At 39.4% G+C, this 24,669-nt stretch carries 23 protein-coding genes and 1 tRNA gene; 7 read left to right on the top strand and 17 right to left on the bottom strand.

Annotated features, from left to right (window positions below):
- Positions 1–22: 22 nt before the first annotated feature.
- The 5 genes from trpD (at position 23) to polA (ending at position 7,230) form a co-directional block, all read left to right on the top strand.
- Positions 23–1,084 carry an anthranilate phosphoribosyltransferase gene (gene trpD / locus MJ761_RS03230; RefSeq protein ID WP_037405524.1) on the top strand — a complete coding sequence of 354 codons (1,062 nt, stop codon included), beginning with the start codon at positions 23–25 and terminating at the stop codon, positions 1,082–1,084.
- A gap of 73 nt (positions 1,085–1,157) precedes the next feature.
- Positions 1,158–2,450 (top strand): serine--tRNA ligase, encoded by a 1,293-nt coding sequence (serS, locus tag MJ761_RS03225; RefSeq protein ID WP_093090436.1) that lies wholly within the window; start codon positions 1,158–1,160, stop codon positions 2,448–2,450.
- Between the two features lie 94 nt (positions 2,451–2,544).
- Positions 2,545–2,617, top strand: a tRNA-Lys gene (locus tag MJ761_RS03220).
- Between the two features lie 450 nt (positions 2,618–3,067).
- Positions 3,068–3,598, top strand: coding sequence for an inorganic diphosphatase (locus MJ761_RS03215; protein WP_093090439.1), 531 nt, complete (start codon positions 3,068–3,070; stop codon positions 3,596–3,598).
- Positions 3,599–4,434: 836 nt separating this feature from the next.
- Positions 4,435–7,230 carry a DNA polymerase I gene (gene polA / locus MJ761_RS03210; RefSeq protein WP_176715030.1) on the top strand — a complete coding sequence of 932 codons (2,796 nt, stop codon included), beginning with the start codon at positions 4,435–4,437 and terminating at the stop codon, positions 7,228–7,230.
- Positions 7,231–7,591: 361 nt separating this feature from the next.
- On the opposite strand, the gene rpe is transcribed toward polA, so the two are convergent.
- A complete protein-coding gene (rpe, locus tag MJ761_RS03205) occupies positions 7,592–8,287 on the bottom strand; it encodes a ribulose-phosphate 3-epimerase (protein ID WP_093090443.1) in 696 nt (231 codons plus the stop codon).
- Between the two features lie 98 nt (positions 8,288–8,385).
- On the opposite strand from rpe, the gene MJ761_RS03200 reads away from it, so the two are divergent.
- On the top strand, positions 8,386–8,805 hold the full coding sequence (locus tag MJ761_RS03200; RefSeq protein WP_093090445.1) for a Spy/CpxP family protein refolding chaperone: 420 nt from the start codon (positions 8,386–8,388) through the stop codon (positions 8,803–8,805).
- 113 nt (positions 8,806–8,918) lie between these two features.
- Here the strand turns inward: MJ761_RS03200 and MJ761_RS03195 are convergent, their stop codons facing one another.
- The 6 genes from MJ761_RS03195 to dnaB all read right to left on the bottom strand — a co-directional run bounded on the left by MJ761_RS03195 (position 8,919) and on the right by dnaB (position 13,605).
- Positions 8,919–9,368 carry a type IV pilin protein gene (locus MJ761_RS03195; RefSeq protein ID WP_093090447.1) on the bottom strand — a complete coding sequence of 150 codons (450 nt, stop codon included), beginning with the start codon at positions 9,366–9,368 and terminating at the stop codon, positions 8,919–8,921.
- A 31-nt stretch (positions 9,369–9,399) separates the two neighbouring features.
- Entirely contained in the window at positions 9,400–9,996 is a 597-nt protein-coding gene (locus MJ761_RS03190; RefSeq protein ID WP_141683393.1) for a pilus assembly PilX family protein, read from the bottom strand.
- A gap of 34 nt (positions 9,997–10,030) precedes the next feature.
- On the bottom strand, positions 10,031–10,921 hold the full coding sequence (locus MJ761_RS03185) for a PilW family protein (RefSeq protein ID WP_093090452.1): 891 nt from the start codon (positions 10,919–10,921) through the stop codon (positions 10,031–10,033).
- Positions 10,918–11,403, bottom strand: coding sequence for a type IV pilus modification PilV family protein (locus MJ761_RS03180; RefSeq protein ID WP_093090454.1), 486 nt, complete (start codon positions 11,401–11,403; stop codon positions 10,918–10,920). The genes MJ761_RS03185 and MJ761_RS03180 overlap by 4 nt, the downstream gene beginning before the upstream one ends.
- 23 nt (positions 11,404–11,426) lie before the next feature.
- Positions 11,427–12,107, bottom strand: a complete 681-nt coding sequence (locus MJ761_RS03175) for a GspH/FimT family pseudopilin (protein ID WP_093090456.1) — start codon at positions 12,105–12,107, stop codon at positions 11,427–11,429.
- Positions 12,108–12,213: 106 nt separating this feature from the next.
- Positions 12,214–13,605: a replicative DNA helicase gene (dnaB, locus tag MJ761_RS03165; protein ID WP_093090458.1), complete on the bottom strand. Its 1,392-nt coding sequence runs from the start codon at positions 13,603–13,605 to the stop codon at positions 12,214–12,216.
- Between the two features lie 213 nt (positions 13,606–13,818).
- On the opposite strand from dnaB, the gene MJ761_RS03160 reads away from it, so the two are divergent.
- On the top strand, positions 13,819–14,403 hold the full coding sequence (locus MJ761_RS03160; protein WP_093090460.1) for a superoxide dismutase: 585 nt from the start codon (positions 13,819–13,821) through the stop codon (positions 14,401–14,403).
- A 67-nt stretch (positions 14,404–14,470) separates the two neighbouring features.
- Here MJ761_RS03160 and MJ761_RS03155 read toward each other — a convergent pair whose 3' ends face one another.
- The 10 genes from MJ761_RS03155 to radA form a co-directional block, all read right to left on the bottom strand.
- Positions 14,471–15,283, bottom strand: coding sequence for a MetQ/NlpA family ABC transporter substrate-binding protein (locus tag MJ761_RS03155; protein WP_051608157.1), 813 nt, complete (start codon positions 15,281–15,283; stop codon positions 14,471–14,473).
- A gap of 298 nt (positions 15,284–15,581) precedes the next feature.
- Positions 15,582–16,250, bottom strand: a complete 669-nt coding sequence (locus MJ761_RS03150; RefSeq protein WP_093090462.1) for a methionine ABC transporter permease — start codon at positions 16,248–16,250, stop codon at positions 15,582–15,584.
- A complete protein-coding gene (locus MJ761_RS03145) occupies positions 16,247–17,260 on the bottom strand; it encodes a methionine ABC transporter ATP-binding protein (protein WP_093090464.1) in 1,014 nt (337 codons plus the stop codon). Before MJ761_RS03145 ends, MJ761_RS03150 begins: the two co-directional genes overlap by 4 nt.
- Before the next feature lie 162 nt (positions 17,261–17,422).
- Positions 17,423–18,223 (bottom strand): ChbG/HpnK family deacetylase, encoded by an 801-nt coding sequence (locus MJ761_RS03140; RefSeq protein WP_093090466.1) that lies wholly within the window; start codon positions 18,221–18,223, stop codon positions 17,423–17,425.
- On the bottom strand, positions 18,204–18,617 hold the full coding sequence (locus MJ761_RS03135) for a GtrA family protein (protein WP_037490788.1): 414 nt from the start codon (positions 18,615–18,617) through the stop codon (positions 18,204–18,206). Before MJ761_RS03135 ends, MJ761_RS03140 begins: the two co-directional genes overlap by 20 nt.
- Entirely contained in the window at positions 18,614–19,576 is a 963-nt protein-coding gene (locus MJ761_RS03130) for a glycosyltransferase family 2 protein (protein ID WP_093090469.1), read from the bottom strand. The genes MJ761_RS03135 and MJ761_RS03130 overlap by 4 nt, the downstream gene beginning before the upstream one ends.
- A 93-nt stretch (positions 19,577–19,669) precedes the next feature.
- Positions 19,670–21,145: a glycosyltransferase family 39 protein gene (locus MJ761_RS03125; protein WP_093090471.1), complete on the bottom strand. Its 1,476-nt coding sequence runs from the start codon at positions 21,143–21,145 to the stop codon at positions 19,670–19,672.
- Between the two features lie 182 nt (positions 21,146–21,327).
- Positions 21,328–21,978, bottom strand: coding sequence for a fumarylacetoacetate hydrolase family protein (locus MJ761_RS03120; protein ID WP_093090473.1), 651 nt, complete (start codon positions 21,976–21,978; stop codon positions 21,328–21,330).
- A gap of 148 nt (positions 21,979–22,126) precedes the next feature.
- Positions 22,127–22,429 (bottom strand): putative quinol monooxygenase, encoded by a 303-nt coding sequence (locus MJ761_RS03115; RefSeq protein WP_093090476.1) that lies wholly within the window; start codon positions 22,427–22,429, stop codon positions 22,127–22,129.
- A 97-nt stretch (positions 22,430–22,526) separates the two neighbouring features.
- Positions 22,527–23,900 (bottom strand): DNA repair protein RadA, encoded by a 1,374-nt coding sequence (gene radA / locus MJ761_RS03110; protein ID WP_093090478.1) that lies wholly within the window; start codon positions 23,898–23,900, stop codon positions 22,527–22,529.
- Positions 23,901–24,669 lie beyond the last annotated feature (769 nt).

Raw genomic sequence — 24,669 nt, 5'->3', positions numbered from 1 at the left:
GTTACGCTTAGAAAGAATTAATATGATCACGCCGCAACAGGCACTTAACCGTCTTCTGGACAATAACGAATTGTTCTATGATGAAATGACTGATTTAATGCGCCAGATTATGAATGGAGAAGTGGCGCCAGAAATCATTGCTGCCATCCTTATTGGCTTACGTGTTAAAGTAGAAAGTGTATCGGAAATTGCGGCAGCAGCCACAGTAATGCGCGAATTTGCAACAAAAGTTCCAGTGCAGCAGCGTGAGAACCTAGTGGATATTGTCGGTACCGGTGGTGATAATGCACATACATTCAATATTTCCACCACCAGCATGTTTGTAGTGGCTGCGGCGGGAGCCAAAGTAGCAAAACATGGCGGGCGTTCTGTATCATCATCCAGTGGTTCAGCCGACATAATAGAAGCCATGGGTGCTGCACTCGAATTAACACCCGAGCAAGTGGGAGAGTGCATTGACATATTAGGGGTTGGATTCATGTATGCACCCAACCATCACAACAGCATGCGCTATGTTGCTCCTGTACGTCGTGCACTAGGCGTACGTACAGTATTTAATATTTTAGGACCACTAACCAATCCAGCAATGGCTTGCAATCAAGTATTAGGAGTATTTCATATTGACTTAGTAGGCATATTATCACGGGTATTAAAACAACTTGGTAGCAAACACGTTTTAGTAGTCCATGGTAGTGACGGTCTGGATGAAATAACGCTCACTGGTTCAACTCGCGTAGCCGAGCTGAAAAATGGCACCATAATGGAATATGATATTCATCCAGCACAATTTGACATGCCTGTTATTGAAGATCTGAAACCCTTAAAAGTTGCCAATAGTGCAGAATCTCTGCATATTATGAATGCAGTACTAAATGGCGAAAAAGGACCATGCCGTGACATAGTAGTACTCAATGCTGCCGCAGCAATTTACGCAGCTGATATCACTTCCTCATTAGAAGAGGGCGTTGATTTAGCGATTACTGCCATTGATTCAGGTAAGGCCAAAGCCAAACAAACTGAATTTATCCTGAAAACACAACAGCTGGCTACGCAACTAAATTTCTCAAGCCAGTTTGCCAAATAAGAGGTAATCCTCCATTACAGCCACTAATCGTTTACAATAACGGCTATAACCTGTCACTAAATAAATAATTATCATGCTAGACATTCAATTACTCCGTCAAGACATCAGCAGTATTGCCCAAAGATTACAGACTCGTGGCTACACACTGGATACTGTGGCTTTTTCTCAGCTGGAACAGCAGCGTAAACAATTACAGATGCGCACAGAAGAATTACAGGCCAAGCGCAACAACCTGTCCAAACAGATTGGTGTACTAAAAGGACAGGGCAAACATGATGAGGCCAATACTGTAATGACCGAAGTTGCTCAGATTAAAACAGAGCTTGAAAAAACCGATCAACAATATCAAAGTATACAAAACCAGATTAACAACTTAATCCTGACTATTCCCAATCTGCCGCATAGCGAAGTCCCCGTAGGTAAAGATGAAAACGACAACGTTGAAGTCCGTCGGGTTGGCACACCACGGCATTTTGATTTTCAGGTTAAAGACCATGTCGATTTAGGTGAACCATTAGGATTGGATTTCAAAAGCGCATCAGAACTGTCTGGTGCCCGGTTTGCATTGATGCGCGGGCCAATAGCGCGACTGCATCGGGCATTAGCGCAATTTATGCTTGATACCCATACACAGCAGCATGGCTACACCGAGCATTACACGCCCTACATTGTTAACCCAGAAATCTTAGTTGGTACAGGGCAATTACCGAAATTCGCTGAAGACATGTATAAAGTCAGCAGTGGCGACAAAGAAAATACACAAGAACAATATTTGATTTCAACCGCAGAAATCACCCTGACCAACACTGTACGAGAACGCATTCTGAGCAAAGATGAGTTACCCAAAAAATTAACCGCACATTCACCTTGCTTTCGTTCTGAAGCCGGATCATATGGTAAAGATACCCGGGGACTGATTAGACAGCATCAGTTTGATAAAGTAGAAATGGTGCAAATCCAGCGTCCCGAAAATTCTTATGCAGCACTGGAAGAAATGGTTGGCCATGCAGAAAAAATTCTGCAACTACTGGAATTACCCTATCGGGTAATCGTACTATGTACAGGTGATATGGGATTCAGCGCGGCCAAAACCTATGATCTAGAAGTATGGATACCGGCGCAAAACACCTATCGTGAAATTTCCAGCTGTTCAAACTGCGAAGACTTTCAGGCACGCCGCATGCAGGCGCGCTTCAAAGACAGTGATGGCAAAAATCAGTTAGTGCATACATTAAATGGCTCTGGTTTAGCCGTAGGCAGAGCATTGGTTGCCGTATTGGAAAACCATCAGAATGAAGATGGAAGCATCAACATTCCCTCAGCATTACAGCCTTATCTGGGTGGCCAAAGCGTATTAAAGGCCTAGTCCCAAGATAAAATAAAGAAGGGCAATATCTCTAAATCGCAGTGATAGATATTGCCTTCCAATGTAAAGACGCGTATAATTATCTGCAAAATTCGGGTCGTTAGCTCAGTTGGTAGAGCAGTGGACTCTTAATCCATTTGTCCAGGGTTCGATCCCCTGACGACCCACTACCAATTATTACATTATATTCAATGCTTTATACAGCTCTTTCGATGTTAATGAATAGTCCTTTGGTTTGCTAGTTTTGACATTTTTTTGACATGTATCTGTCATGAGATGGTTAATCTTTGCTGCTTGTGTGTGCAAATTTTCATTGTCCAGATGATCGTACCTTTGCACCATTTCTAACAATTGCCAGCTTCCAATTTCTTTATATATCCAAACTGACAGCTAACGAGTTTACCAGAACTCAACTATTATGCTAATTGGTGATAAAAAATCTGAAGCCAAAATCAAAGAGCTAAATAGTTATAAAATTTAGCATTAATGAAAAAGCCAAGTCTGACATGATTTGGCTTTTTATAATTTTAGCCATTAAATTTCTAATAAAATATGGGCAAACAAAAAGCCATTGTTTACAATACGGTCACTTAAACTCAAAAGCAGGACATTTAATTATGGCAGATTTTAATCAGATTTTGGATGCCGGAGATGTAGACGGCGGTATTATCAATGTAGTGGTCGAAATTCCGGCAGGTTCCAACCACAAAATAGAGTGGGATCGCAAGCTAGGTGCAATGAAGCTTGATCGCGTAGAACCCATTATTTTCGCTAAACCAACTAACTATGGCTTTATCCCGCAAACACTAGACGAAGATGGCGATGAGCTGGATGCCTTAATTGTTACCGATCAACCTCTAAGCACTGGTATCTTTTTAGAAGCACGGATTATTGGTGTAATGAAATTTGTGGATGATGGAGAGGTCGATGACAAAGTTGTTGTAGTCCCAGCAGATGATCGCAACAATGGTAATGCCATTAAAACATTAGCAGATTTACCAACACAATTGATCAAACAGATTGAATTCCACTTCAATCACTACAAAGATCTGAAAAAAGCTGGCACCACCCAAGTAACACACTGGGGTGACATCGAAGAAGCTAAAAAAGTTATTCGTGAATCTCAGCAGCGTTGGCAACAGCAATAAAATAAAAAACAATATTTAGGTAGCTATAACCTGTAAAATATTAATAAACAGGAAAAAGCTCTAAATGAGCTGCGAAATTTTTATACTTTTAATATTGAAGTTTCGCAGCATATTTTAAAGGCAAAATCTGAACATAATATAAGGAAGTTTAAATTGGCGTTCTAAAATATATCCGCCCCTGTTTTGATAAAGCATGGGCAGCTTCAGAAATAATTTACAATCAAGCTGATAATCAAGAAAAAAGACGGCAAAGAGTCGCTAACATTACTGGTGGCCAAGTTGCATATAATATATATTATCCAGACCCACAATTTCACTTGTTTATTTAGTATATTAGCATTCAGTTGCCATGCTTCAAACAATAATATCACATCACCAGAAGCGCCTAAACGAACAATTATTCAAAACTATAAGGACATGGTTTTAGCATTAAGAGTAATTGAACATCCTCAAGAAACATATAGAGGTTTAAATAGAAAAAATAATTTGTGAAAATCAACACATAGACAAGTAAACTTAAAAGTTAACAGTAGGAGAAGCCTGTCAATTATAAACTTGTATCATCTCTTAAATTTAATATTAAAATTTAACATAATATATATTATGCGAAATAAGCAAAGTTAAAAGCTGAGTTATTATTGCTATAATGAATTAGCCAGATTGCTTTTAATGAATATTGTTTTCCATGTTTTATATACTGACTTTACTAAGAAATCCATAGTTTAAAATCACTAGCAATATTTTTTATCGTAAAATACAAACTAATTAAAGCTTTTTATATCTTCATCAGGCTAACTAGTTTAACGAGACTACCAAGCTAAATTAACATTTCTGGAATCAGCATGCAAAAAACATTATTACTGGTTGACGGCTCATCATATTTATATCGAGCATTCCATGCTTTAGCGCCATTGACCAGTCCAACTGGTATGCCTACAGGTGCATTATATGGTGTACTAAACATGTTAAGGCGTTTACGTCTGGATACACCGCACGATTATGCTTGTTGCGTATTTGATGCTAAGGGTGAAAATTTCCGGCATCAGCTTTTTCCTGAATATAAGGCTAACCGTCCACCAATGCCAGAAGATCTACGTCCGCAAGCTGAGGCTTTACCGAAATTAGTAAAGTTAATGGGTTGGCCTGTTTTATCCATCAATGGTGTAGAAGCAGATGATGTAATTGGCACGCTAGCCTGTTGTGCACAAAAATCCGGCTATCAGGTCATTATTTCAACCGGTGATAAAGACATGGCTCAACTGGTTAATGATCAGATTACTCTAGTGAATACCATGAGTAATGAAAAGCTTGATAGTATTGGAGTTTTAGAAAAATTTGGGGTCAAACCTGAGCAAATAATTGATTACCTTAGTCTGATTGGAGACAAAGTCGATAATGTACCAGGTGTTGATAAATGTGGTCCCAAAACTGCGGTGAAATGGTTACAGGAATATGGTAATTTGCAAAAAATTATTGAGCATGCTAATGATATTAAAGGAAAAGTTGGTGAAAATCTACGTGTTGCATTACCAAATTTACCGTTATCTTATCAATTGATTACCATCAAAACAGATATTGATTTGCAGCAGGAATTGCCACATGGTCTTGAAGATCTCAAACGGCATACACCTTCATGGGCTGAATTGATTCCGCATTTCGAGCAACTTGGTTTTAAAAACTGGTTAAAGGAAGCACAGACTCATTATCATGAGAATACAACTATCTCGCAGCCAGCGGATGACTTATTTGCCGAAATTGAAACGAATGAAGGTGCTGATAATAAAATTTTAACAAATACATCGGCAGCAGATTATTTAAAGAATATTCCTAAGCAATATTCAGCGATTACTACAGTCACACAACTGAATGAATTACAGAAACAATTAGAAATAGTAGATACCATTGCTCTGGACACAGAGACAGATAGTCTGGATGCGATGAATGCCAGTCTCGTTGGTATCAGTATTGCTTTGGAGCCAGGAAAGGCATTCTACATTCCTGTTGGTCACACCCCTACCGCAGTTAGTGAACAATTACCACTCGAAATGGTTCTGAATGTTCTCAAACCTTATTTAGAAGCTGATAAACCGGGCAAAATTGGCCAGAATATCAAATATGATCAACATATATTGGCAAATTATAGCATTGATTTAAAAGGTATTGCCGGTGACTCCATGCTGGCTTCTTATATTGTTGAAAGTCATCTGGGGCATGGTTTAGATGAATTAGCTCTACGGCATCTTGACTGGCAAACCATTCATTATGAAGATTTATGTGGTAAAGGAGCCAAACAAATCAGTTTTGCTGATGTAGCACTGGAAGATGCCGTCAATTACGCTGCTGAAGATGCAGATGTATCTTTACGTCTTGAGATTTTACTTAGAGAACAGATGGATGAAGCTCAGCTTAAGCTTTACCATGAACTGGAAATTCCTGTTGAAAACATTTTATATATTATGGAGCGAACAGGAGTATTAATTGATCGCCAGGAACTGGCTCAGCAAAGTCATGAGCTTGGTACGCAGCTGGTTACGCTGGAGGAAGAAGCTTACCAACTGGCCGGGCAACCTTTTAATTTGAACTCCCCGAAACAACTGCAATCCATACTGTTTGAAAAAATGGCAATCCCTACTTCCGGCCTGAAAAAAACCGCATCAGGTGGTATTTCAACCAATGAAATAGTATTGGAAAAACTTGCAGCCGATTATCCCCTACCCAAACTTATTTTACAGACGCGCAGTCTGGCTAAACTTAAATCTACTTATACAGATAAATTACCTCAACTAATCAATCCACACACCGGACGTGTACATACCACTTATGCTCAGGCTGTAGCCATTACTGGACGTCTTGCCAGTAATAATCCGAATTTGCAGAATATTCCCGTACGTACTGAAGAAGGACGGCGTATACGAAGAAGCTTTATTGCCCCGCCCGACCAACTCATAGTTTCAGCAGATTATTCTCAGATTGAGTTACGCATTATGGCTCATCTTTCCAATGATGCCACTTTGATTGATGCGTTTCAGAAAAATGAAGATATTCATAAGCGTACAGCAGCAGAAATTTTTGCAAGTAGTCAGGAGCTGATAACCGCGGAGCAACGTCGCTATGCCAAAACCATTAATTTTGGTTTAATTTATGGCATGAGTGAATATGGCTTGGCCAAATCTCTTGGGATCGAACTTCAGGCGGCTCAGCATTTCATTTCCCGCTATTTTAGCCGCTATCCGGGTGTTCATGAATACATGGAAAAAACCAAAGAACTGGCACTACAGCGCGGCTTTGTAGAAACACTTTTTGGCCGCCGCCTTTATTTACCAGACTTAAAAAGTAGCAACGGTGCAGTTCGCGCAGGCGCATTCAGAGCGGCAATCAATGCGCCAATGCAAGGTACTGCATCAGATTTGATTAAACGAGCCATGATAGCCGTACAAAGTTGGCTAGAGCAGAAAAAAATGCAAACTAAACTGATTATGCAAGTACATGATGAACTTGTATTACAAGTACCAAAATCTGAATTAGCAACCTTGCAGGCTCATTTACCGGAATTAATGTCTGGGGTAGCCCAGTTAAAAGTACCATTAATTGCCGACCTTGGAACTGGATATAACTGGGATGAGGCTCATTAAAATCTGGATTAAACTATTTTGAAATGGTTTTATTTACCAAAATACAAATGCAGTCTGATGGTATCAGGCTGCATTTTATAAATAGGTTTTTAAATCTAAAACAAGCATAAGCAATATTTTTTTGATAATTTGCATATGTAAGCATATCTTTTGGTAAATGTGGTTCAATGGATTTTATGAGTGGCCACAGTCGCAATCAACCCCAGATTTAAAATTTTTACTGTCTTCGATGACTTTAATCGTGAGGTATTAGGCATTGATATTGCGGTCAGTTTACCAGCTAGTAGAGTTATCTGTTATCTAGCTAACTGGCCAACTGAATTTTGTACCCACTTTTGGGGTAATTATAATTAGGTAATCACTATTTTATATCAGCTAGTTGTGCACGCATCGCTCTAATTTGTTTAGCATAGTCTTCATGTCCAAATATTGCAGATCCTGCTACAAATGTATCAGCACCTGCTGCTGCAACCTGAGCTATATTATCAACCTTGATGCCTCCATCAACTTCCAGACGAATGTATCTGTCGTTTTCTCTGGCATATTCATCTAATAATGTTCGAACCTGCCTTATTTTTTTCAGGGTTGATGGAATAAAGCTTTGACCGCCAAAACCCGGATTAACTGACATTAACAATACCACATCAAGTTTGTCTATTACTTCTTTTAATACATGAATTGGAGTAGCCGGGTTCAATACCAGCCCTGCTTTACATCCTGCTGCATTTATCAGACTCAGGCTTCTGTCTATGTGCCGACTAGCTTCAGGATGAAAAGTAATGATATTGGCTCCGGCAGCTGCAAAAGCATTAATCATTTCGTCAACGGGTTCAACCATCAAATGTACATCAATTGGTACAGATGCATAAGGTTTTATAGCCCGACAAACCATAGGACCAAAAGTGAGATTTGGCACATAGTGATTATCCATTACATCAAAATGTATCCAGTCGGCACCACTATCAATTACTGAAGAGATTTCATTGCCCAGACAGGCTAAATTAGCCGATAAAATACTCGGTGCTATAATAAAATCTGATTTTATTAACTTATTCATATAAAAAGCCTTATAGTAAATAATACTATTTACGCAAGTTTACTACCATTATAGGTGCTTGACTGCTATTGAAGTATACTTTTAGCATTCTAGTTGAAATGAAAGGGAAAAACAAAATGGTAGTCCTAAGTTGGCAAAAATTAGTACGCTATTGGACTAGTTTTGTCATACTGGCATTTTCCTGCTCAACTTTTGCGTCTGGGCAAATTAATTGCGATATCCGCAAACTTGATTTAACTCAAATGCAAAAAACAAGACTTAGATTGATCAGAATACAATATAAGCGAAATCAAAATACAAATTTACAACACACTGCAAACAACAGACGTAAATATGAGCACTTGAATCAAATCCTAATGCAGCCTAGGTTTGACGAGACTGAAGCCAAACGCTATGTGTTGAATCATTACATGTCACGCCTACAGCAGGATGTTGATGAATTAAAAGTTCAATATGAATTTTTACAGGTTTTAAATCATCAACAACGTAAAAACTGGATCAATAATTGTCTACGTTAATTATTAATTTTAATTGATATTAGTTGGATTCTCACAATCTTCTTTAATGATACATTTGTTAAATCTTTTTTAAATTGTAAGAATAAATTAATTTTTAAATATACAAATCTGTATTATGCTTTTGTGCATTTATTATTGTTAGATGCATCACTTATGCTACTAACACTTCTCATATCACAAATATAAATACCGATATTACTTCCCAACCATACTGACTTTTTTAAGCTACTATTTTGGGGCTCAGCATATAAGTAATAAGTTGAACAATCATCATCGCTTTTACATTTAACACCAAAGCTATATTTATTACTGCCGCTACCAACCTGTTGCGCTACAATACCACTTAAATCATTCTGAACAAGACTGTTGCTAAATCGTTGCAATTTTTGTTCAGCAATTTTTAGACTCACATTTGTCAATATAGTACTCGCATCAGTTAAATTTGCTTTTTCGGTATAAGTTCTGTAACTAGGTATAGTAATAGCAGATAATATCCCGATAATAATGACTATAACCATTAACTCTACTAAAGTAAAACCATTGTTTAAAAGCTTGTTATTCATAAATGTAGATCTTTATATCTGTTTTAATATATTAATATTTTTCATACAGAGCAGCTTGTATATTTTCCTCAACTAAACTGGTTGTTGACTCATTACTCCCCCACCCTTTAGCTGTAATACGAAATAGATATATGCCCGCGCCTGCTGTTTTATCCGGACCTAAATATTCTATAACATATCGATATTTCTTTCCGTCTCGAGTTTCTGATAAAGATGATTGAATAGATGGATCATTCTCTGTATCGGTAAATACATTCTGTCTCTTCCAGACTTCAGGCAAACTAGAACAATTTTCTACAGTTGCCAACTTACTATTGGCCTCTGATGGTTGTATATCATTGGCTGCACATAAGCCGTCTGTACAATTACAGGAAAATTTTTTTCTTGCACCTTCTGAAGTAATTACAGCAGGCCAGCCACTGATAAGCTCCTCAGCTGCCATTATTCCTAATTGCGCATTTTGAAGAGCAAATTGATGGTCACTATCATTTGCGCTTGTACGTGAGTCCATTGAAGTACTCTGCATTGTAGCAACAACTAGAAAAGCAATAACAATCATCATAATCAGCACTAAAAAGAGTGCAAAGCCGGATTGCTTAATTGGTAAAGATTTATAATTAGTTTTCATGTTTGCCGCCATTAGTCTAGAACTATTTAAAAAACTACGGTTGAACCTGATTATTGACACAAACCTCGCCCTGTCTAACCATTGCATTAATGGCATAATTCACTGTCTCCCCATTCTGGGTTATGGATAATGTTGCTGTTATTAAAACAGGTGGTTGAGCAAAGTTAAAATCAAGCTGATTTCTTTCTGGATTCTCAACATGCTTAGCAGGAGAGCTTGCTTGCATTGTTGGCGGCGGGCAGCTTAAGTTTGTATTTGGGACTGCATTATGCCCATCGTAATGAAAATTATATCGTATATTTAATACATTGCTTACGAGAAGTTGGGGAGCACTCCAAATACCACCACTATAATTTACGCGATATAATCCGGGTTCGTCGTCTGAATTTGTGGTACCAACCACATATACAGCAGCATCTACATGCTGCCTCAACTGTGGTATATTTTTATAACAATCTGTAGCGACAAGGTTACTTGCATATTTTTCATTAATATAGGTTATTACTAAAGGCTGATTACCTGTAGTAGGAGTAACACCTATACTTGTGTTAACAAAACTGGTTGATAAAAATTGTTTGTTATTCGTGTCCGTAAAAGAACCGTTGAATATATTATTTAAATCACTTGCTGTTGGAGGACTCATGCAGCTGAAATTACCTAATTGGCGAGCATCACTACGTAATAGGTTTGCCGTATTTCTTACATCCTGCTCATAACTGATTCTAGTTTTAACCTGTTCTTTCAGTTTATATGTAGTTAAGAACGTTGAGCTGGCAGCCAATAATATAATTATACTGATAATTGAAGCAACCATCACTTCAACAAGGCTAAATCCACTTTGTTTACTTAACGTTGTTACCAAGTCTGAGGCGAATTTATTTGTGGTTTTACCCTGATTAATCTGCCCATGATAAGCTGTTTTCATGACTGACCTGCTGTTAAACTATATGAAAATTCATCATCACTTACATCATTACTCAGAGATTGTCCTCCCCATGTAACCGTAATCTCGCCATTGGCATTAATAGTACAACTATTTAAACTTGCATTAACTAGATGGATACCTAATTTGTTTGAACAAGTAGCGGTATTAGTGGTGGCATAGTGAGAATAATCTTTAGCAAGATATCGTATTTTAACATTTTTTGAATCAGTAGTTTCTCGAATCGTTAAACCAGGCTGAGAGCGCATTTTTTCTACATAATTTTGCACGGCTCTGGTTACCTCACTCTGATTAGCTGCATTAATTGTTGTATTTACCGCAGTAATCTGCGCCAGCATTAATGCAAGTACGCCAAAAGAAAGCACAAATATTGCTACAACAGCCTCAATTATAGTAGTTCCTTGTTGCGTTTGATATGCATACAAACTGTTGTATTGCGTTTTTTTAATATTATGCTGAGACATGTCAATTTCCCTATATATCAAAATTAAGGCAACGGCACTGTACAGAATGAGTTGGAGGTGTCATTTTGACATAACACCGGTTTGCCACTTGGTGTAGTGACAACACGACGGCTTAAATTCGGATATTTGCTATCGCTAACTTCCATTACTACGTACGATTGTCCGATAGTCCAGCCATTTGCTCCTTTACCAAAACCAAACTGACCATTAGGCAGGAAACCCAGTTTGTTTTCATCTGCTATATTGTTGCGATAGGTGCTTTGATCTGCTTTATAGTTTTGCCATTTGATCTTCACTTTAATTTTGTTAATATCATCAGTATTCTGGTTTAAAGCTACCACACGAACAGAAGAATCTGTAGCTGCGGCATACTTCCCATTTATATCATTATCAATGAATGCTAAAAACCCTTGCCAGCCCTTACCCTCATTATAGGCTGAAAAATTTTGGCAGCCATTAGGATCAGTGGTATTCTTTCTGATTTTTGTAGGACAGATTAATACTGGTTTATTGGCGCGGATAGCTTCTGCACGAGCAAACTGAAACAAAGCAAGCATTTGCTCCGCACGATTATTGATTCGCTGCGAAGCGATCATTCTTTCCATATTCGGTAACGCAATTGCAGCCAGTACTGCTGTAATTGCAACTACAATTAACAGTTCTATCAAGGTAAAACCAGCATTTGTAGGTTTGGATGGAACCATAAATTCAACCTTAAAGTTGCCAGACATAAATTAACTTACAATTATATTCAGGTAATTTTACAACATTTCACCTGTCTTGAACTAATTATTTCTGAGAAATTCAGAATTAATCATCAAAATACCCATCAGGCATGGCTGCATTGTCAAATTTAGTAAATTGCCCCTGAAAAGTCAAATGTACTTTTCCGGTTGGACCGTTACGGTGTTTACCGATAATACACTCAGCTAAACCTTTAAACTGACTGTCGGGGTGATAGTATTCATCACGATACATAAACATTATCAAGTCAGCATCCTGCTCAATTGCACCGGATTCGCGTAAATCTGACATCATTGGCCGTTTATCAGTTCTTTGTTCTACTGTACGTGATAACTGTGACAAAGCGATGATAGGAACTTGCAACTCTTTAGCTAATGATTTTAGGGAGCGGGAAATTTCCCCAAGCTCTGACGCGCGGTTGTCTGATCGGCCAGAACCAGACATTAACTGTAAGTAATCAAGCACAATCAGCCCCAGTTTACCGCCCTGCTGCCGAGCCAATCTTCGCGCACGTGCACGCACTTCCAGAGCCGTTAATCCGGGGGTTTCATCAATAAACATTGGTGCGTCGGTTAGTTTAACTACGGCATCATTAAGTTTGCCCCAATGCTCATCCTGCAATTGTCCGGTTTTGAGTACGCTTTGATCAACTCGGCCTACTGAACCTAACATTCGCAGTACCAGCTGTGCTCCCCCCATTTCCATCGAAAACACGGCTACTGGTAATTTTTCTGAAATAGCTACATGTTCGGCGATATTTAAGGAAAAGGCGGTTTTACCCATAGAAGGACGACCAGCTACAATTATCAAATCACCTGGTTGTAGACCGGATGTCATTTTATCCAGATCAATAAATCCGGTTGATATGCCGGTAACATCGTTTTTGTTGTCACGAGAGTACAGATAATCAATTCGGGTCACAACTTCTTTAAGTAAAACAGGCATACTTAGGAAGCCTTGCTTGGAGCGTGCGGTTGATTCGGCAATCTGAAATACGCTGTTTTCTGCTTCATCCAACATCTGTGCGGCATCTTTACCCTGAGGGCTATAAGCAGAACGGGCAATTTGTGTGCCGACCTGTGCTAGCTGACGCATGATGGAACGCTCTCGGACAATTTCCCCATAACGGCGGATGTTCGCGGCGGAAGGGGTATTCTGTGCCAGTGTAATCAGATACTCCAGACCACCCGCTGATTCCAGCTCTTCGCGTCGCTGCAATTCCTCTTGTACTGTAATCACGTCAGCAGGACGTGACAGCTCAACCAGTGTTTTAATTCCTCTAAATATGAGGCGATGCTCATGACGATAAAAATCATCTTCATCAATTAAATCCGCAATTCGATCCCAGGCACTGTTTTCCAGCATCAGTCCCCCAAGAACGGATTGTTCTGCTTCCATTGAATGCGGAGGTACTGCCAGCTGGTTTGTCTCTTCGTTACTTATATTAATTTCTTCCATGTCTTTTAACTTTAAGAACTCCTTTTTTAATTTTACCATTAAGCTTGAGATTATTTGCTGCTAATAAGTGCAGTGTATTACAATATTAATGAACCATATAATGGTTTAATGTGAGTTAAACATTTTTTATATTTGCAAATTAATCCAGTTTGCCTGAATAATAGACTCATTGTAAAACACTAAACAATCACTCTGTCAGAAGGAATCTCAACCATGGAACACAAATTACCGGTACTGCCCTATGCTCTTGATGCACTAGCGCCACATATTTCTAAAGAAACAATGGAATACCATTATGGTAAGCATCATCAGACTTATATTACCAATATGAATAATCTGATTAAGGGAACTGAATTTGAAGACATGCCTCTGGAAGAGATTGTAAAAAAATCTTCCGGCGGGTTGTTTAATAACGCAGCGCAAACTTGGAATCACACTTTTTACTGGTTTGGTTTTTCACCGAAAGGTGTACCTTTGGCAGAAAACGGTGCTTTGGCCAAGGCAATTAATGCTAAATGGGGTAGCTTTGATGCATTTAAAAAGGCATTTGATCAAGTGGCAGCAAGCACTTTTGGTTCTGGCTGGGCTTGGCTGGTAAAAACACCGGCTGGTGAGCTGGATTTAGTATCAACCAGTAATGCAGCTACACCACTCACCAGTACCAATACTCCGCTTTTGACATGTGATGTTTGGGAACATGCTTACTATATTGATTATCGTAACAGTCGTCCAAATTACTTAAGTAATTTCTGGGAAATCATTAACTGGAGCGAAGTAGAAAAGCGCTTTGCTGCCTGATTCATCTTTAATTATGAAAATCAAAAAACTGCCTTGAAATAAGGCAGTTTTGTTATTGAATTTTGATTTAGTTACTTTCTTTGGGTATGTACCAGTAATGTTTGGTGTTATGTGTTTGCATATACTGCTTGAATTCAGCCGAGTTATAAGCTGATTTGATCGCCTGCGCCCATGGTTTCTGTACATTATCTGCTCGTACTGCTGCTACCAGTTCAAATGCAGGTACGATATCTTCCTGTAATAGAGCAAGATCAGGGTTAATTTTAGCTGCATAGGCTCTGCTTCCCGGTATTACTGAGTAATCGAAATCAGACAATGTACGAGGAATATTACCGGGATCAAGTTCTGTAATGTTTAATTGATAGGGATTGGTTTTGATATCATTTTTTGAAATTTTGCCTAGATTGGCCAGTGGTTTCAAGGTAATCCAGCCTGCTTTCTCTAGTAACCGATATGCCCGGGCAGCATTTGCTGGGTCATTAGGAACGGCAATAGCACTGCCTTTTTCTATTGCTTGTAAGTTATCATGGCGTTTGGAATAAATTGCTGTAGGGACAGTTGGGATGTGGGTTAAAGCTACCAGACTGGCTTTTTTGTTTTGATTAAAAGCAACCATATAGGCGGTATGCTGATCAACATTTATGTCTACATTACCTTGTTGTAAGGCAATATCTGCCTGCATTAAATCTGAAAAATCTATTTGTTTAATTTTGTAACCCTGCTTTTCCAGAATCGGTTTTACTGCGTCAAGAAAAAGTTGGCTATAGGGGCCTGGCGAGGTACCAATAATTATCTGTTTGCTATTATTCTTATCCTGCTGACAGGCTGCCAGTACCCAACAGGCTATTATTAAAGTAAGAAGATGCTTTACCAGCTTCATGCTATCGACTCCAGTTTAGGTATGACTTAAATCTCACGGTTGGCAAAAAACAAAAAATTTATTCTATGTTTCAATAGAGCTTAGTGATTTACATTTGATTAAAATTTGTTTATGTAAAAATTTTGTGATTTAAATCATATTTAATGAAATTGACTACAATTTTGTAGAATAATATTAATTTGTGTAGTCTAATGTTTGCAGTAAAATATTAAAAGATTGGCTGTTTATATACATAGATTAAAAAATTATAAGCATCTAAGCAAAAAAACGGCCTTTTTCAAAGCCGTTTTTGTACCCGTTAATTCTTTTTGGCTTTAGCTGCGAGCCAATTGCCTAAGGTCTGAATAATTTGCACAATCAATATTAGCACGATGACGGTAGCAATCATGATTACGTAATCAAACCGCTGATATCCATAATTTACTGCCAAATCACCTATACCGCCACCGCCAACAGTTCCAGACATGGCAGTTGCATCAATCAAACCAATCAATGCGGTGGTTAAAGCCAGAAGAATGGACGGCATTGCTTCCGGCAAAATGAAATAGCGAATAATCTGGAAATTGGTGGCTCCCATTGATTGGGCTGCTTCAATAATCCCAGCGGGTACACTTAATAGTGAATTTTCTATCAGACGGGCTATATAAGGCGAAACAAAGATAATCAGTGGGATAATCATTGCTTTGGTGCCAATAGAGGTGTGAATAATCAAACTCGCAACGGGCAATATGCAAATCAGTAGAATAATAAAAGGTAATGAGCGAAGTATATTAATAATAATATTTAGTAAATTGTACAACATTGGTTTTGGCCACACTCCTCCCTGACGTGTGAGCAATAATAATACACCTAATGCTGTACCCAATATTGAACCCAGAACAAATGAGATGCTGACCATATTGAATGTCTGCAATAATGCAGTACCAAATTGCTCCGCAGTTAATGAAGTTTCAAACCACTGACTCATACACCACCTCTTTCAATTCGAACGCCTCTAGCCTGTAAAAAAGCTACAGCCTTTTGTATATCTATTTCAGTACCGTTCATCTGAATAAACATGCTGCCTAATACAACACCACTTATTTCACGCATATTGGCAAAAAGTATATTGATTTCCACTAATTGTTTTAAAATCAGTTCATTTACTACTGGTTCTCTGGCTGAATTGCCTAAAAACTCTAATCGATAAATATTATTTTGTTCAACCAGACTGTCTAGTACTGCTTCTGGTATGTCTGCATTGATTACGGTGCTGACAAATTTTTTCGTTGTTTCCTGCTGTGGTGCCGAAAAAATATCCAGTACTGTACCCTGCTCTATTACCTGACCTTTTTCCATCACAGCCACTTTGTTACAAATTGAGCTGATAACTTCCATTTCATGGGTAACCAGTAATATTGTAATATTCCGTTCACTATTGATTTGTTTTAATAATTTTAATATTGATAGTGTAGTCTGCGGATCCAGTGCAGATGTAGCCTCATCACATAATAATATGGATGGTTCGGTAATCAGTGCGCGTGCAATCCCAACACGCTGCTTTTGTCCACCTGATAGCTGTCCAGGGTAGCTGTGCTTTTTACTGGCCAAGTCGACATAAGTCAGCATGGCATCTACTTTACAGTCAATCTCTTCACGTTTTAAACCCTGCAAAACCAATGGTATCGCTATATTTTGGGCTACGGTTTTTGATTCTAGCAAATTAAAATGCTGAAAAATCATACCAATCTTTTTTTTGTGCGCTCGCTGTGCCTTAGCATCCAGTTTGTTTAAGTCAACTCCATCAACTCGAACTGTACCGGAGGTAGGCTTTTCTAGCTGGTTAACCAGACGGATTAAACTACTTTTACCTGCGCCACTCCAACCAATTAGCCCGTAGATATCGCCTGTATTAACAGTAAGGTTAATATCATTTAAGGCATTTACTTGCTGTTTATTTTTGATATAAGTTTTCTTTATATTTTCAAATATGATCATAACGACCCTTAAAATACTCTGTGTGTCTTGATTCCAGATGCGGTAGCTATCATGTAATTCAGATAGTGTACTTGATAATTCATAACTGTGCCGACTGAATTTTTTCAGTAAATAACTAAAAAATCTAGTATTATGTTAATAATAGTAAAATTTATAAGTAATTTACTGTATGTGACAGATATTTTTTTGTCGAATGTCATGCCAGTTCATTGCCTGACAATGATGTTGCTGCCAGTACTGGATAAATGCTTCACTTTGCAGCCATTGCCATTCGCATTCACGTGCATTTTTAATTTCATCGTTCCAACTTTTTGACGGAACTGCCGGATGGCACATTATGAGCAAACCTTGCTCTGAAGCACTTGTAAACCATTGTTTCCATTTAGTCTGCAAGGTTTTAATATCCGCATTAAAGTTGTAAATGCCTGCAAAAGCATGATTATGCGTGATGTTTGCCTGCTTTAATGAGTTGTCCAGCTGATAGCCGCCAAGTGCATAAATTAATTTTGCTTTGATATCGTGCTGCGGGCTTTTGGTACTGCGCACTGCTATTTTATTGCCATACCGTTGCAATAAAGTTTTTAGCATGACAGAACGTATTTGTGGAAATTGATGAATGTGCTGATGACCATCTATAAAAATAGGTTCGCAACCTATTTTGTCTTCAAAGGCATCAAGTTGGCGATTAATCGCATCCTGTATAATTCTTTTTGACCAAGCATGCAAATAAGATTTAATTAGAATCTGTTTCAGACTGCCCAGAGCTGTAAAACCGGTTAAGTCAAAATGCAGGCCGATATCAATATTTTGTTTTTTCAGCTCAGCCACTTCATCCGATGCAATGGTACCCATACTCATAAAACTAGTGGCTTGTATACGCCCTATTTGTGCTAAACGCAGCACGGCTTCGTTTACCGCTGCCGACAAACCTAAATCATCTACATTAATCATTACTGGCTTCATGATTTACTTTCTCATTAAAGGCCCAGAATTTACCCAAAACAAAAGATAAAAACGTTACTATGATGGTAACAATAAACCATAGCCACCAGTAAGCCTGATTACCAAAGCATTTTATGCCGGCCATGAATAAAATCTGATTGAGGCCGAAACCGGCCAGAGCGCTGCACAGCCAGCGCCACAAAGCCTGTAAGCATGAATGCTGGGTCTGACTAAAGGTAAGATGATAATGTCCGATAAAGCTGATAACAAAAGCACACAAAAAAGCTAATGGATTGGCTAAAACAGGTTTTAGCTGAACATGCTGTACCAGTAGCAACAGGCAGCAAAAATGCATAGCGGCTGCAATAGTTCCTACCAAACCAAACAATATTCCCTGTCTGGAAATAATTTTCATTTTTTATCGCGACTATCTAAGACTTTATCAACTAAATAAAGTGGCCGCTGTTTTACTTCTTCATATATACGACCAATGTACTCACCAATTACGCCAAGGCAAACCAACTGAACTCCGGCAGAAAACATAATTCCAGCGGCTAGCGTTGGCCAGCCAGCAAGGTCTTTGCCAAAAAATAAGGTATCGGCCACTATATACAGACCATAAATTAATGCCAGCAAAGAAATGATCAGCCCCATCCGGGAAATCCAGCGTAACGGTCGTTGAGAAAAAGAAGTGATGCCAATCAGTGCTAATTCAAACAGGCTAAGATAATTAAATTTACTTTTACCGGTTTGGCGCAAGGATGCCTGAAATGGAATATAGATGGTGGCGAAACCAACCCAAGCATATAATCCTTTCATGAAACGCTGTCGCTCAGGTAACTGAAGCAGAGCCTGTACTACTCTACGCGTCATCAGGCGAAAATCTCCGGCGTTGGGTGTCAGTTCAAAGCGGTGGGTATCCTGCATAAAATGATAAAAACCATTTTTTAATGTGCGGATTAATAAGCTTTCGTGCTCTCGCGAGGTTTGTACAGCGGCTACTACGTCTACATTATTGGAATGCATCACTGCAAGCATCTGTTCAAGTACAGATATTGGGTGTTGCCCATCAGCATCCATCATGGTAACCAGTTCGCCCTGCGATTGTGCCAGCCCGGCAGTCAAGGCAGCTTCCTTACCAAAGTTGCGTGAAAACTGTACTAGTCGTAAGGCTGTGTTGCTTGGTAGCTGTTGCCTGAGTTGTTCGTATGTAGCAGTTAAGTGATCAGTACTGCCATCATCAATCAGAATTATTTCACAAGATTTGTCTTGTTGATTGGTAAAAGTAAATAATTCTGGCAAAAAACGGCTTAGTGCGGCTGCGTCATTATATATTGGTAGAATAATGCTTAAACCAATGATATTTTTATCCATATAATTTACCTCACAGGCTGCTGACTGATTGAGACCATTTCAGCGCAGTATAGATAATGCCCGATTTCAGTTTTACAAGAAACAAGCACAATGTTATTTGAAACATTTTCTGGGTACATAAGCCTGCCAGACTACTTTCAGAGGTTCACGATCAGGTAATTTATCCCATGCAATTGTCCATTCCCCTTGTTTCATAATTAAGTCAGGCTGTTGCGCTAAGGGCTGTAGCCATGGTACTTGTGGCTGTTCGTTAGCTGGCCAGAGAGCAAGTGTACCATGCTGTTGCAAACGACTACTGTTCATCCACGGTGAATAGGACTCAGAACCCGACACCATTACGGATGGGGCAAATTTTGAATAGGAAGCAACCAGTAAAACCACCCAGTCTGAACCAGTTACGCTGTCCAGTTTACATGAAGATAGCGTTTGCCATTGTTCATCAGCCTGTCTGGCCAACGCAACTTGTGGCCAGTCCATGCGTGAAGGTTTGTGGCGTATACGTGCACCAAATTCTACATAGATAGCCATTAATATGGTGACGATTAACGCCCATATTGCTATGCCTTTAAGTAAGCACTTGCTTTTATTGTTAAATACTTCATCAGGTATCATGGCAACGATTATCAGCCCAGATAGCCCCCACATCGGCATACCCCACATGTCTCGCAAGCCAAGTCCGAAAATCAGTCCTGCACAAGTCAGTATCAATGTAGGAGCCATTCCCATCCATAGCAGAAAACGCCAGTCAGACCGATGCAATATCGGGCTGGGTGTGCGCAATCTCAGGCGGGTACGGGTAATAAGCAGAATCAGTATAAGAGGCAGATGATTGATTATCTGAGTTCCCAGATAACCCAAAGCAGCCAAATGGCCGTTGCGGCTGGCGTCTTCGGCGGAACGGGCAGAAGCATAAATCAATGGTAGCCAGTTATGCTGCATCAGCCAGTATAGATTCGGCGCAAATACCAGTAAGGCTATCAGAATTGCCAACCACGGTTTTGCTGTCAACCATAGACGGCGATATGGTGTGCATATTGAATACAACACCATGGTAATAATCAATATGCTAAACGTATATTTTACTAGCATACCAGCGCCAGCCAGCAAACCAAACAGCAACCAATATCGCCAGCGATTTTCTCGGCTAGCCAGATAAAATAGATATACCAAGCCAAGCCATACTGGCATTTGTGCTATATTATGATTGAATTCCAGTGACGGCCAGGTGTAGTAAAAGATAGCCAATAAAAACAGAGCACCTACAAATGCCCTGCCCGGGCTCATCAGGCGTCGTCCAAATAGATAAGCCAGCCATATACTTAGCGCAATAGTGCACTGGCTAAGAATGTACGGTCCGACGTGACCGAAAATATGATAGAAAGAATACAGTATCCAACTTGAAAGTGGTGGATGCTTGTAATATCCCAATTGCCATTCACGTCCCCAGTAAATACCTTCTGGTACATCTAGCGGATAGCTGGCAGAAAGCGCAAATGGTAATACAATCCATAAAACAAAATACAGGATTAACCATATTGGTAGCCGGACTGAGAATGGTTTACTGGGCATGGTACGGATATCAGTTTTTAAAACGCATCATTATAAAGGTACTGTAAAGATTCTGGGGGAATTTCACTATATAGCGTTGGCGGTAAACCGAGTAGATAGTGTAACGATCAGTTTGTTGTAAAAATATACAAGCGCAATTAATTACAATTGCGCTTGTGTATTAACTATCAGGCTGAATGAATTCATGCCACGAGAAATTTAACTGCAATTTTTTCCGACCAGATCAATTCCAGTACATCACCAGACTCAATTGCCGCAACACCTGCTGGTGTACCCGTATAAATGATGTCTCCAGCCTGCAAGCCATAAATACGGGACAAATAACTGATTATTTGCTGGCAGGAAAACATCATATCACGGCTATTACCCTGCTGGCGTATTTCACCATTAACCTTAAGGCAAAAATCCTGCGACTGGATATCGTTTACTTTATCTGGCGTAATAAAGTGCGAAACACAGGCTGCTGTAGGAAATCCCTTGGCTTTTTCCCATGGCAGCCCTTTGCTCTTTAACTCTGTCTGCACATCGCGCGCTGTTAAATCAAGTCCGATGGCATAGCCTCCTACATAGTTCAGTGCTTTTTCCTCACTTACATCAACAGCATCTTCTTTAATATAAATGACAAGCTCACATTCATGATGTACATCACGGCTATATGCAGGTAGTTTAATATTGTCGCCAGCCTGAGCCAGAGAAGAAGTTGGTTTCAAGAATACAACCGGTTCATCAGGTTTGGTATTGCGCAATTCTTTGACATGTTCTGTATAGTTTCGTCCAATACAAAAAATATTGCCTAAAGCAGCACGCTGCCCTTCAATTTGAATGGTTTTCATTGTTCGTTACCAATATAGAGTTTAAGCCAGAATAGGTTAACCGTTACGTGAAAATCCAGTTAATGAATCTGGCGAAAGCTGATTATTAAAATCACAGATTCTGGTCACATTATCCGTTATTCTTAAGTAAAATGCAGACAGATCCAGTTTAAAAGGTTGTAACTTCACTTAATTTTAATAATTTCATAGGTTCACGCAAATATGGTTCAACAGTTTTAATCAGATTTTGAAAATGGGTGGTACGGTTATGTTCATCAATTGCAGATTGATTAGCCCAGCATTCTATAAATACAATGCGATCAGCTTTATCCAAATCATTGTTAACTGTATAAAAAATATTGCCTAATTCCTGACTTGACCGTGTCACACACTCCTCAACTGCTGCTGCAATATTCGGCCATGCACCGGTTTTCAGTTCCATTATGGCAACTAGCTTTATTGGTTGTGACATATTTTCATCTCCATCAATTTTTATCAAAAAATATTTAAGCAAATGATAGTTACAAGCTTAAGCCTAATTTTTTAATCTGACTCAGGCAAATATCAATTCAATCGCGTCGGGTTGCATCCACACCTTCTTGTACCGAGTTTACTCCGATAATAGTCAAACTGGGAAAATCAGCTACACGTTTCGGACAATTAGCCGCCGGAACGATGGCATGCGTAAATCCCAGCTTTTCTGCTTCGCGTAGCCGTTCTTGTCCACGTGGTACAGGGCGAATTTCACCTGATAAACCAACTTCACCAAATACAATCAGTTTTTCCGGCAATGGGCGGTTACGATAACTGGACAACATAGCCAGAATGACAGCCAAATCGGCCGCCGGTTCGGTAATTTTTACGCCACCGACAGCATTCAGGAATACATCCTGATCATAACAGGCAATACCAGCATGGCGATTCAGCACAGCCAACAACATGGACAGGCGCTCCTGAGCTAGCCCCACAGTTAATCGCTTAGGCGAAAAGCCATGCGCATCATCAACCAGTGCCTGAATTTCCACCAGCAACGGGCGTGAACCTTCCTGTGTGACCAGTACACAGGAACCGGGTACATCGTCACGATAACTTGATAAAAATAAAGCCGAAGGGTTAGATACCCCTTTTAGTCCTTTTTCCGTCATCGCAAAAACACCCAGCTCATTAGCAGCACCAAAACGGTTTTTAATTGCCCGAATCATGCGGTAATTTGAGTGTGTTTCACCTTCAAAATACAACACTGTATCCACCATATGCTCCAGCACACGTGGTCCGGCAATCGCTCCGTCTTTGGTTACATGTCCAACCAGCAGCATACTGATGCCTTGCTGTTTGGCCAGTCGGGTTAACTGGGCTGCACACTCCCGCACTTGTGATACAGATCCGGGTGCAGAAGTAATACTATCCGAATACATGGTCTGAATCGAATCAATCACAACCACTCTGGGCTGCTGGCGTGCAATAGCAGCACTGATCGCTTCAACTCTGATTTCTGCCAGTAAATGTACTTTGTCTGCATGTACACCCAAGCGCTGAGCACGTAAAGCTACTTGTTGTGCCGACTCCTCTCCGGAAACATATAATACTGATTCCTGCTCTGCCATCTGAGCTATTGTTTGCAACAGTAATGTGGATTTACCAATCCCCGGATCCCCACCCAAGAGAATGACTGCGCCTTCAACTAAGCCACCACCAAGAACCCTGTCTAGTTCTCCCATGCCAGTAGCAGTGCGTTGCACCTCAACCGCACTCACTTCTGCCAGCAACTGCACCTGCGTTTGGCCGGCTGCCCATGACTGAAAACGGCTATTGGATGCAACAGCAGGTAAAACTGCTGTTTCTTCTAGTGTATTCCATTCACCACAATGCGGACAACGACCCTGCCATTTGGGTGAATTACCGCCACAATTGCGACATTGAAACTGAGTTTTTTGTTTTACCATACAATCTTTCCAATAAAATTTTCTCTAAATTTGGCAAAACAAAGAATGATATTGCTCACATTAATTCTGATGCTTGCCTGTAGGCGCGATTATGCAATTTCTTCTGATTACAGAATCAACAATTGGATATTTTAATAACCTGTTTATCGTCAATAGGGATGACTAAAATCATTGAGTGATATTTTTATTTTACCTGAGCTTCTGGCGTGATGGTAAAACCCTATATAATACTTTTATAACTATGTAATCTTATTTCAAGTTAAATCATACAGTCCTTTCAGTATGCTGCTTAATAGCGGAACTAAAACAGCAAATTGATATGTCTTCATTGTGCATCGCCCTTTTCAAATTAATCTGGGCTGACGGCTAATCTTATTTTTTTCTAACACTACTGTTCTTCTACTCTTTTAACGATTTTGCCTTAAGCAATTCTTAATATAATTGCTGGCATAAAAGAATTGCAGCTATATAAAAAGGCGCTGATGCGCGTAATATATTTTTTAACTTATCAATCCTAACGCTAAAATCACTCAGCTACATTGGGCTATTACTGAGTGATGTAAAGATTTGTTAACTTCTACATCTGTTATTTACTATCTAAGCAAAAAAAAACTATGGCAGAAAGCAGTTTAAGTAAATAATTGATAGACAGCTTCGCTCATTGGATATTTAATATGCACTTTTAACTTTCCACTGTTTGCTTTCAAGTGGTCTGTGCCAAACAACAAGTGTAAGCAATATGCGTATACAAAATATTATATACTTCATA

The organism is Snodgrassella communis (assembly GCF_914768045.1).
Classification (GTDB): domain Bacteria; phylum Pseudomonadota; class Gammaproteobacteria; order Burkholderiales; family Neisseriaceae; genus Snodgrassella; species Snodgrassella communis.
Note: the sequence above shows the minus strand (reverse complement) of the source record. Positions and strands in the feature narration are given on the sequence as shown.

Coding starts and splice junctions, on each gene's coding strand:
- MJ761_RS03200 (WP_093090445.1), top strand. CDS start 8,386: ATGAAAGGGAAAAACAAAATGGTAGTCCTAAGTTGGCAAAAATTAGTA.
- MJ761_RS03195 (WP_093090447.1), bottom strand. CDS start 9,368: ATGAATAACAAGCTTTTAAACAATGGTTTTACTTTAGTAGAGTTAATG.
- MJ761_RS03155 (WP_051608157.1), bottom strand. CDS start 15,283: ATGAAGCTGGTAAAGCATCTTCTTACTTTAATAATAGCCTGTTGGGTA.
- MJ761_RS03185 (WP_093090452.1), bottom strand. CDS start 10,921: ATGAAAACAGCTTATCATGGGCAGATTAATCAGGGTAAAACCACAAAT.
- MJ761_RS03215 (WP_093090439.1), top strand. CDS start 3,068: ATGGCAGATTTTAATCAGATTTTGGATGCCGGAGATGTAGACGGCGGT.
- MJ761_RS03175 (WP_093090456.1), bottom strand. CDS start 12,107: ATGGTTCCATCCAAACCTACAAATGCTGGTTTTACCTTGATAGAACTG.
- MJ761_RS03140 (WP_093090466.1), bottom strand. CDS start 18,223: ATGAAGCCAGTAATGATTAATGTAGATGATTTAGGTTTGTCGGCAGCG.
- MJ761_RS03145 (WP_093090464.1), bottom strand. CDS start 17,260: ATGATCATATTTGAAAATATAAAGAAAACTTATATCAAAAATAAACAG.
- serS (WP_093090436.1), top strand. CDS start 1,158: ATGCTAGACATTCAATTACTCCGTCAAGACATCAGCAGTATTGCCCAA.
- MJ761_RS03150 (WP_093090462.1), bottom strand. CDS start 16,250: ATGAGTCAGTGGTTTGAAACTTCATTAACTGCGGAGCAATTTGGTACT.
- MJ761_RS03135 (WP_037490788.1), bottom strand. CDS start 18,617: ATGAAAATTATTTCCAGACAGGGAATATTGTTTGGTTTGGTAGGAACT.
- dnaB (WP_093090458.1), bottom strand. CDS start 13,605: ATGGAAGAAATTAATATAAGTAACGAAGAGACAAACCAGCTGGCAGTA.
- radA (WP_093090478.1), bottom strand. CDS start 23,900: ATGGTAAAACAAAAAACTCAGTTTCAATGTCGCAATTGTGGCGGTAAT.
- rpe (WP_093090443.1), bottom strand. CDS start 8,287: ATGAATAAGTTAATAAAATCAGATTTTATTATAGCACCGAGTATTTTA.
- MJ761_RS03125 (WP_093090471.1), bottom strand. CDS start 21,145: ATGCCCAGTAAACCATTCTCAGTCCGGCTACCAATATGGTTAATCCTG.
- MJ761_RS03115 (WP_093090476.1), bottom strand. CDS start 22,429: ATGTCACAACCAATAAAGCTAGTTGCCATAATGGAACTGAAAACCGGT.
- MJ761_RS03120 (WP_093090473.1), bottom strand. CDS start 21,978: ATGAAAACCATTCAAATTGAAGGGCAGCGTGCTGCTTTAGGCAATATT.
- MJ761_RS03190 (WP_141683393.1), bottom strand. CDS start 9,996: ATGAAAACTAATTATAAATCTTTACCAATTAAGCAATCCGGCTTTGCA.
- MJ761_RS03130 (WP_093090469.1), bottom strand. CDS start 19,576: ATGGATAAAAATATCATTGGTTTAAGCATTATTCTACCAATATATAAT.
- MJ761_RS03180 (WP_093090454.1), bottom strand. CDS start 11,403: ATGTCTCAGCATAATATTAAAAAAACGCAATACAACAGTTTGTATGCA.
- trpD (WP_037405524.1), top strand. CDS start 23: ATGATCACGCCGCAACAGGCACTTAACCGTCTTCTGGACAATAACGAA.
- MJ761_RS03160 (WP_093090460.1), top strand. CDS start 13,819: ATGGAACACAAATTACCGGTACTGCCCTATGCTCTTGATGCACTAGCG.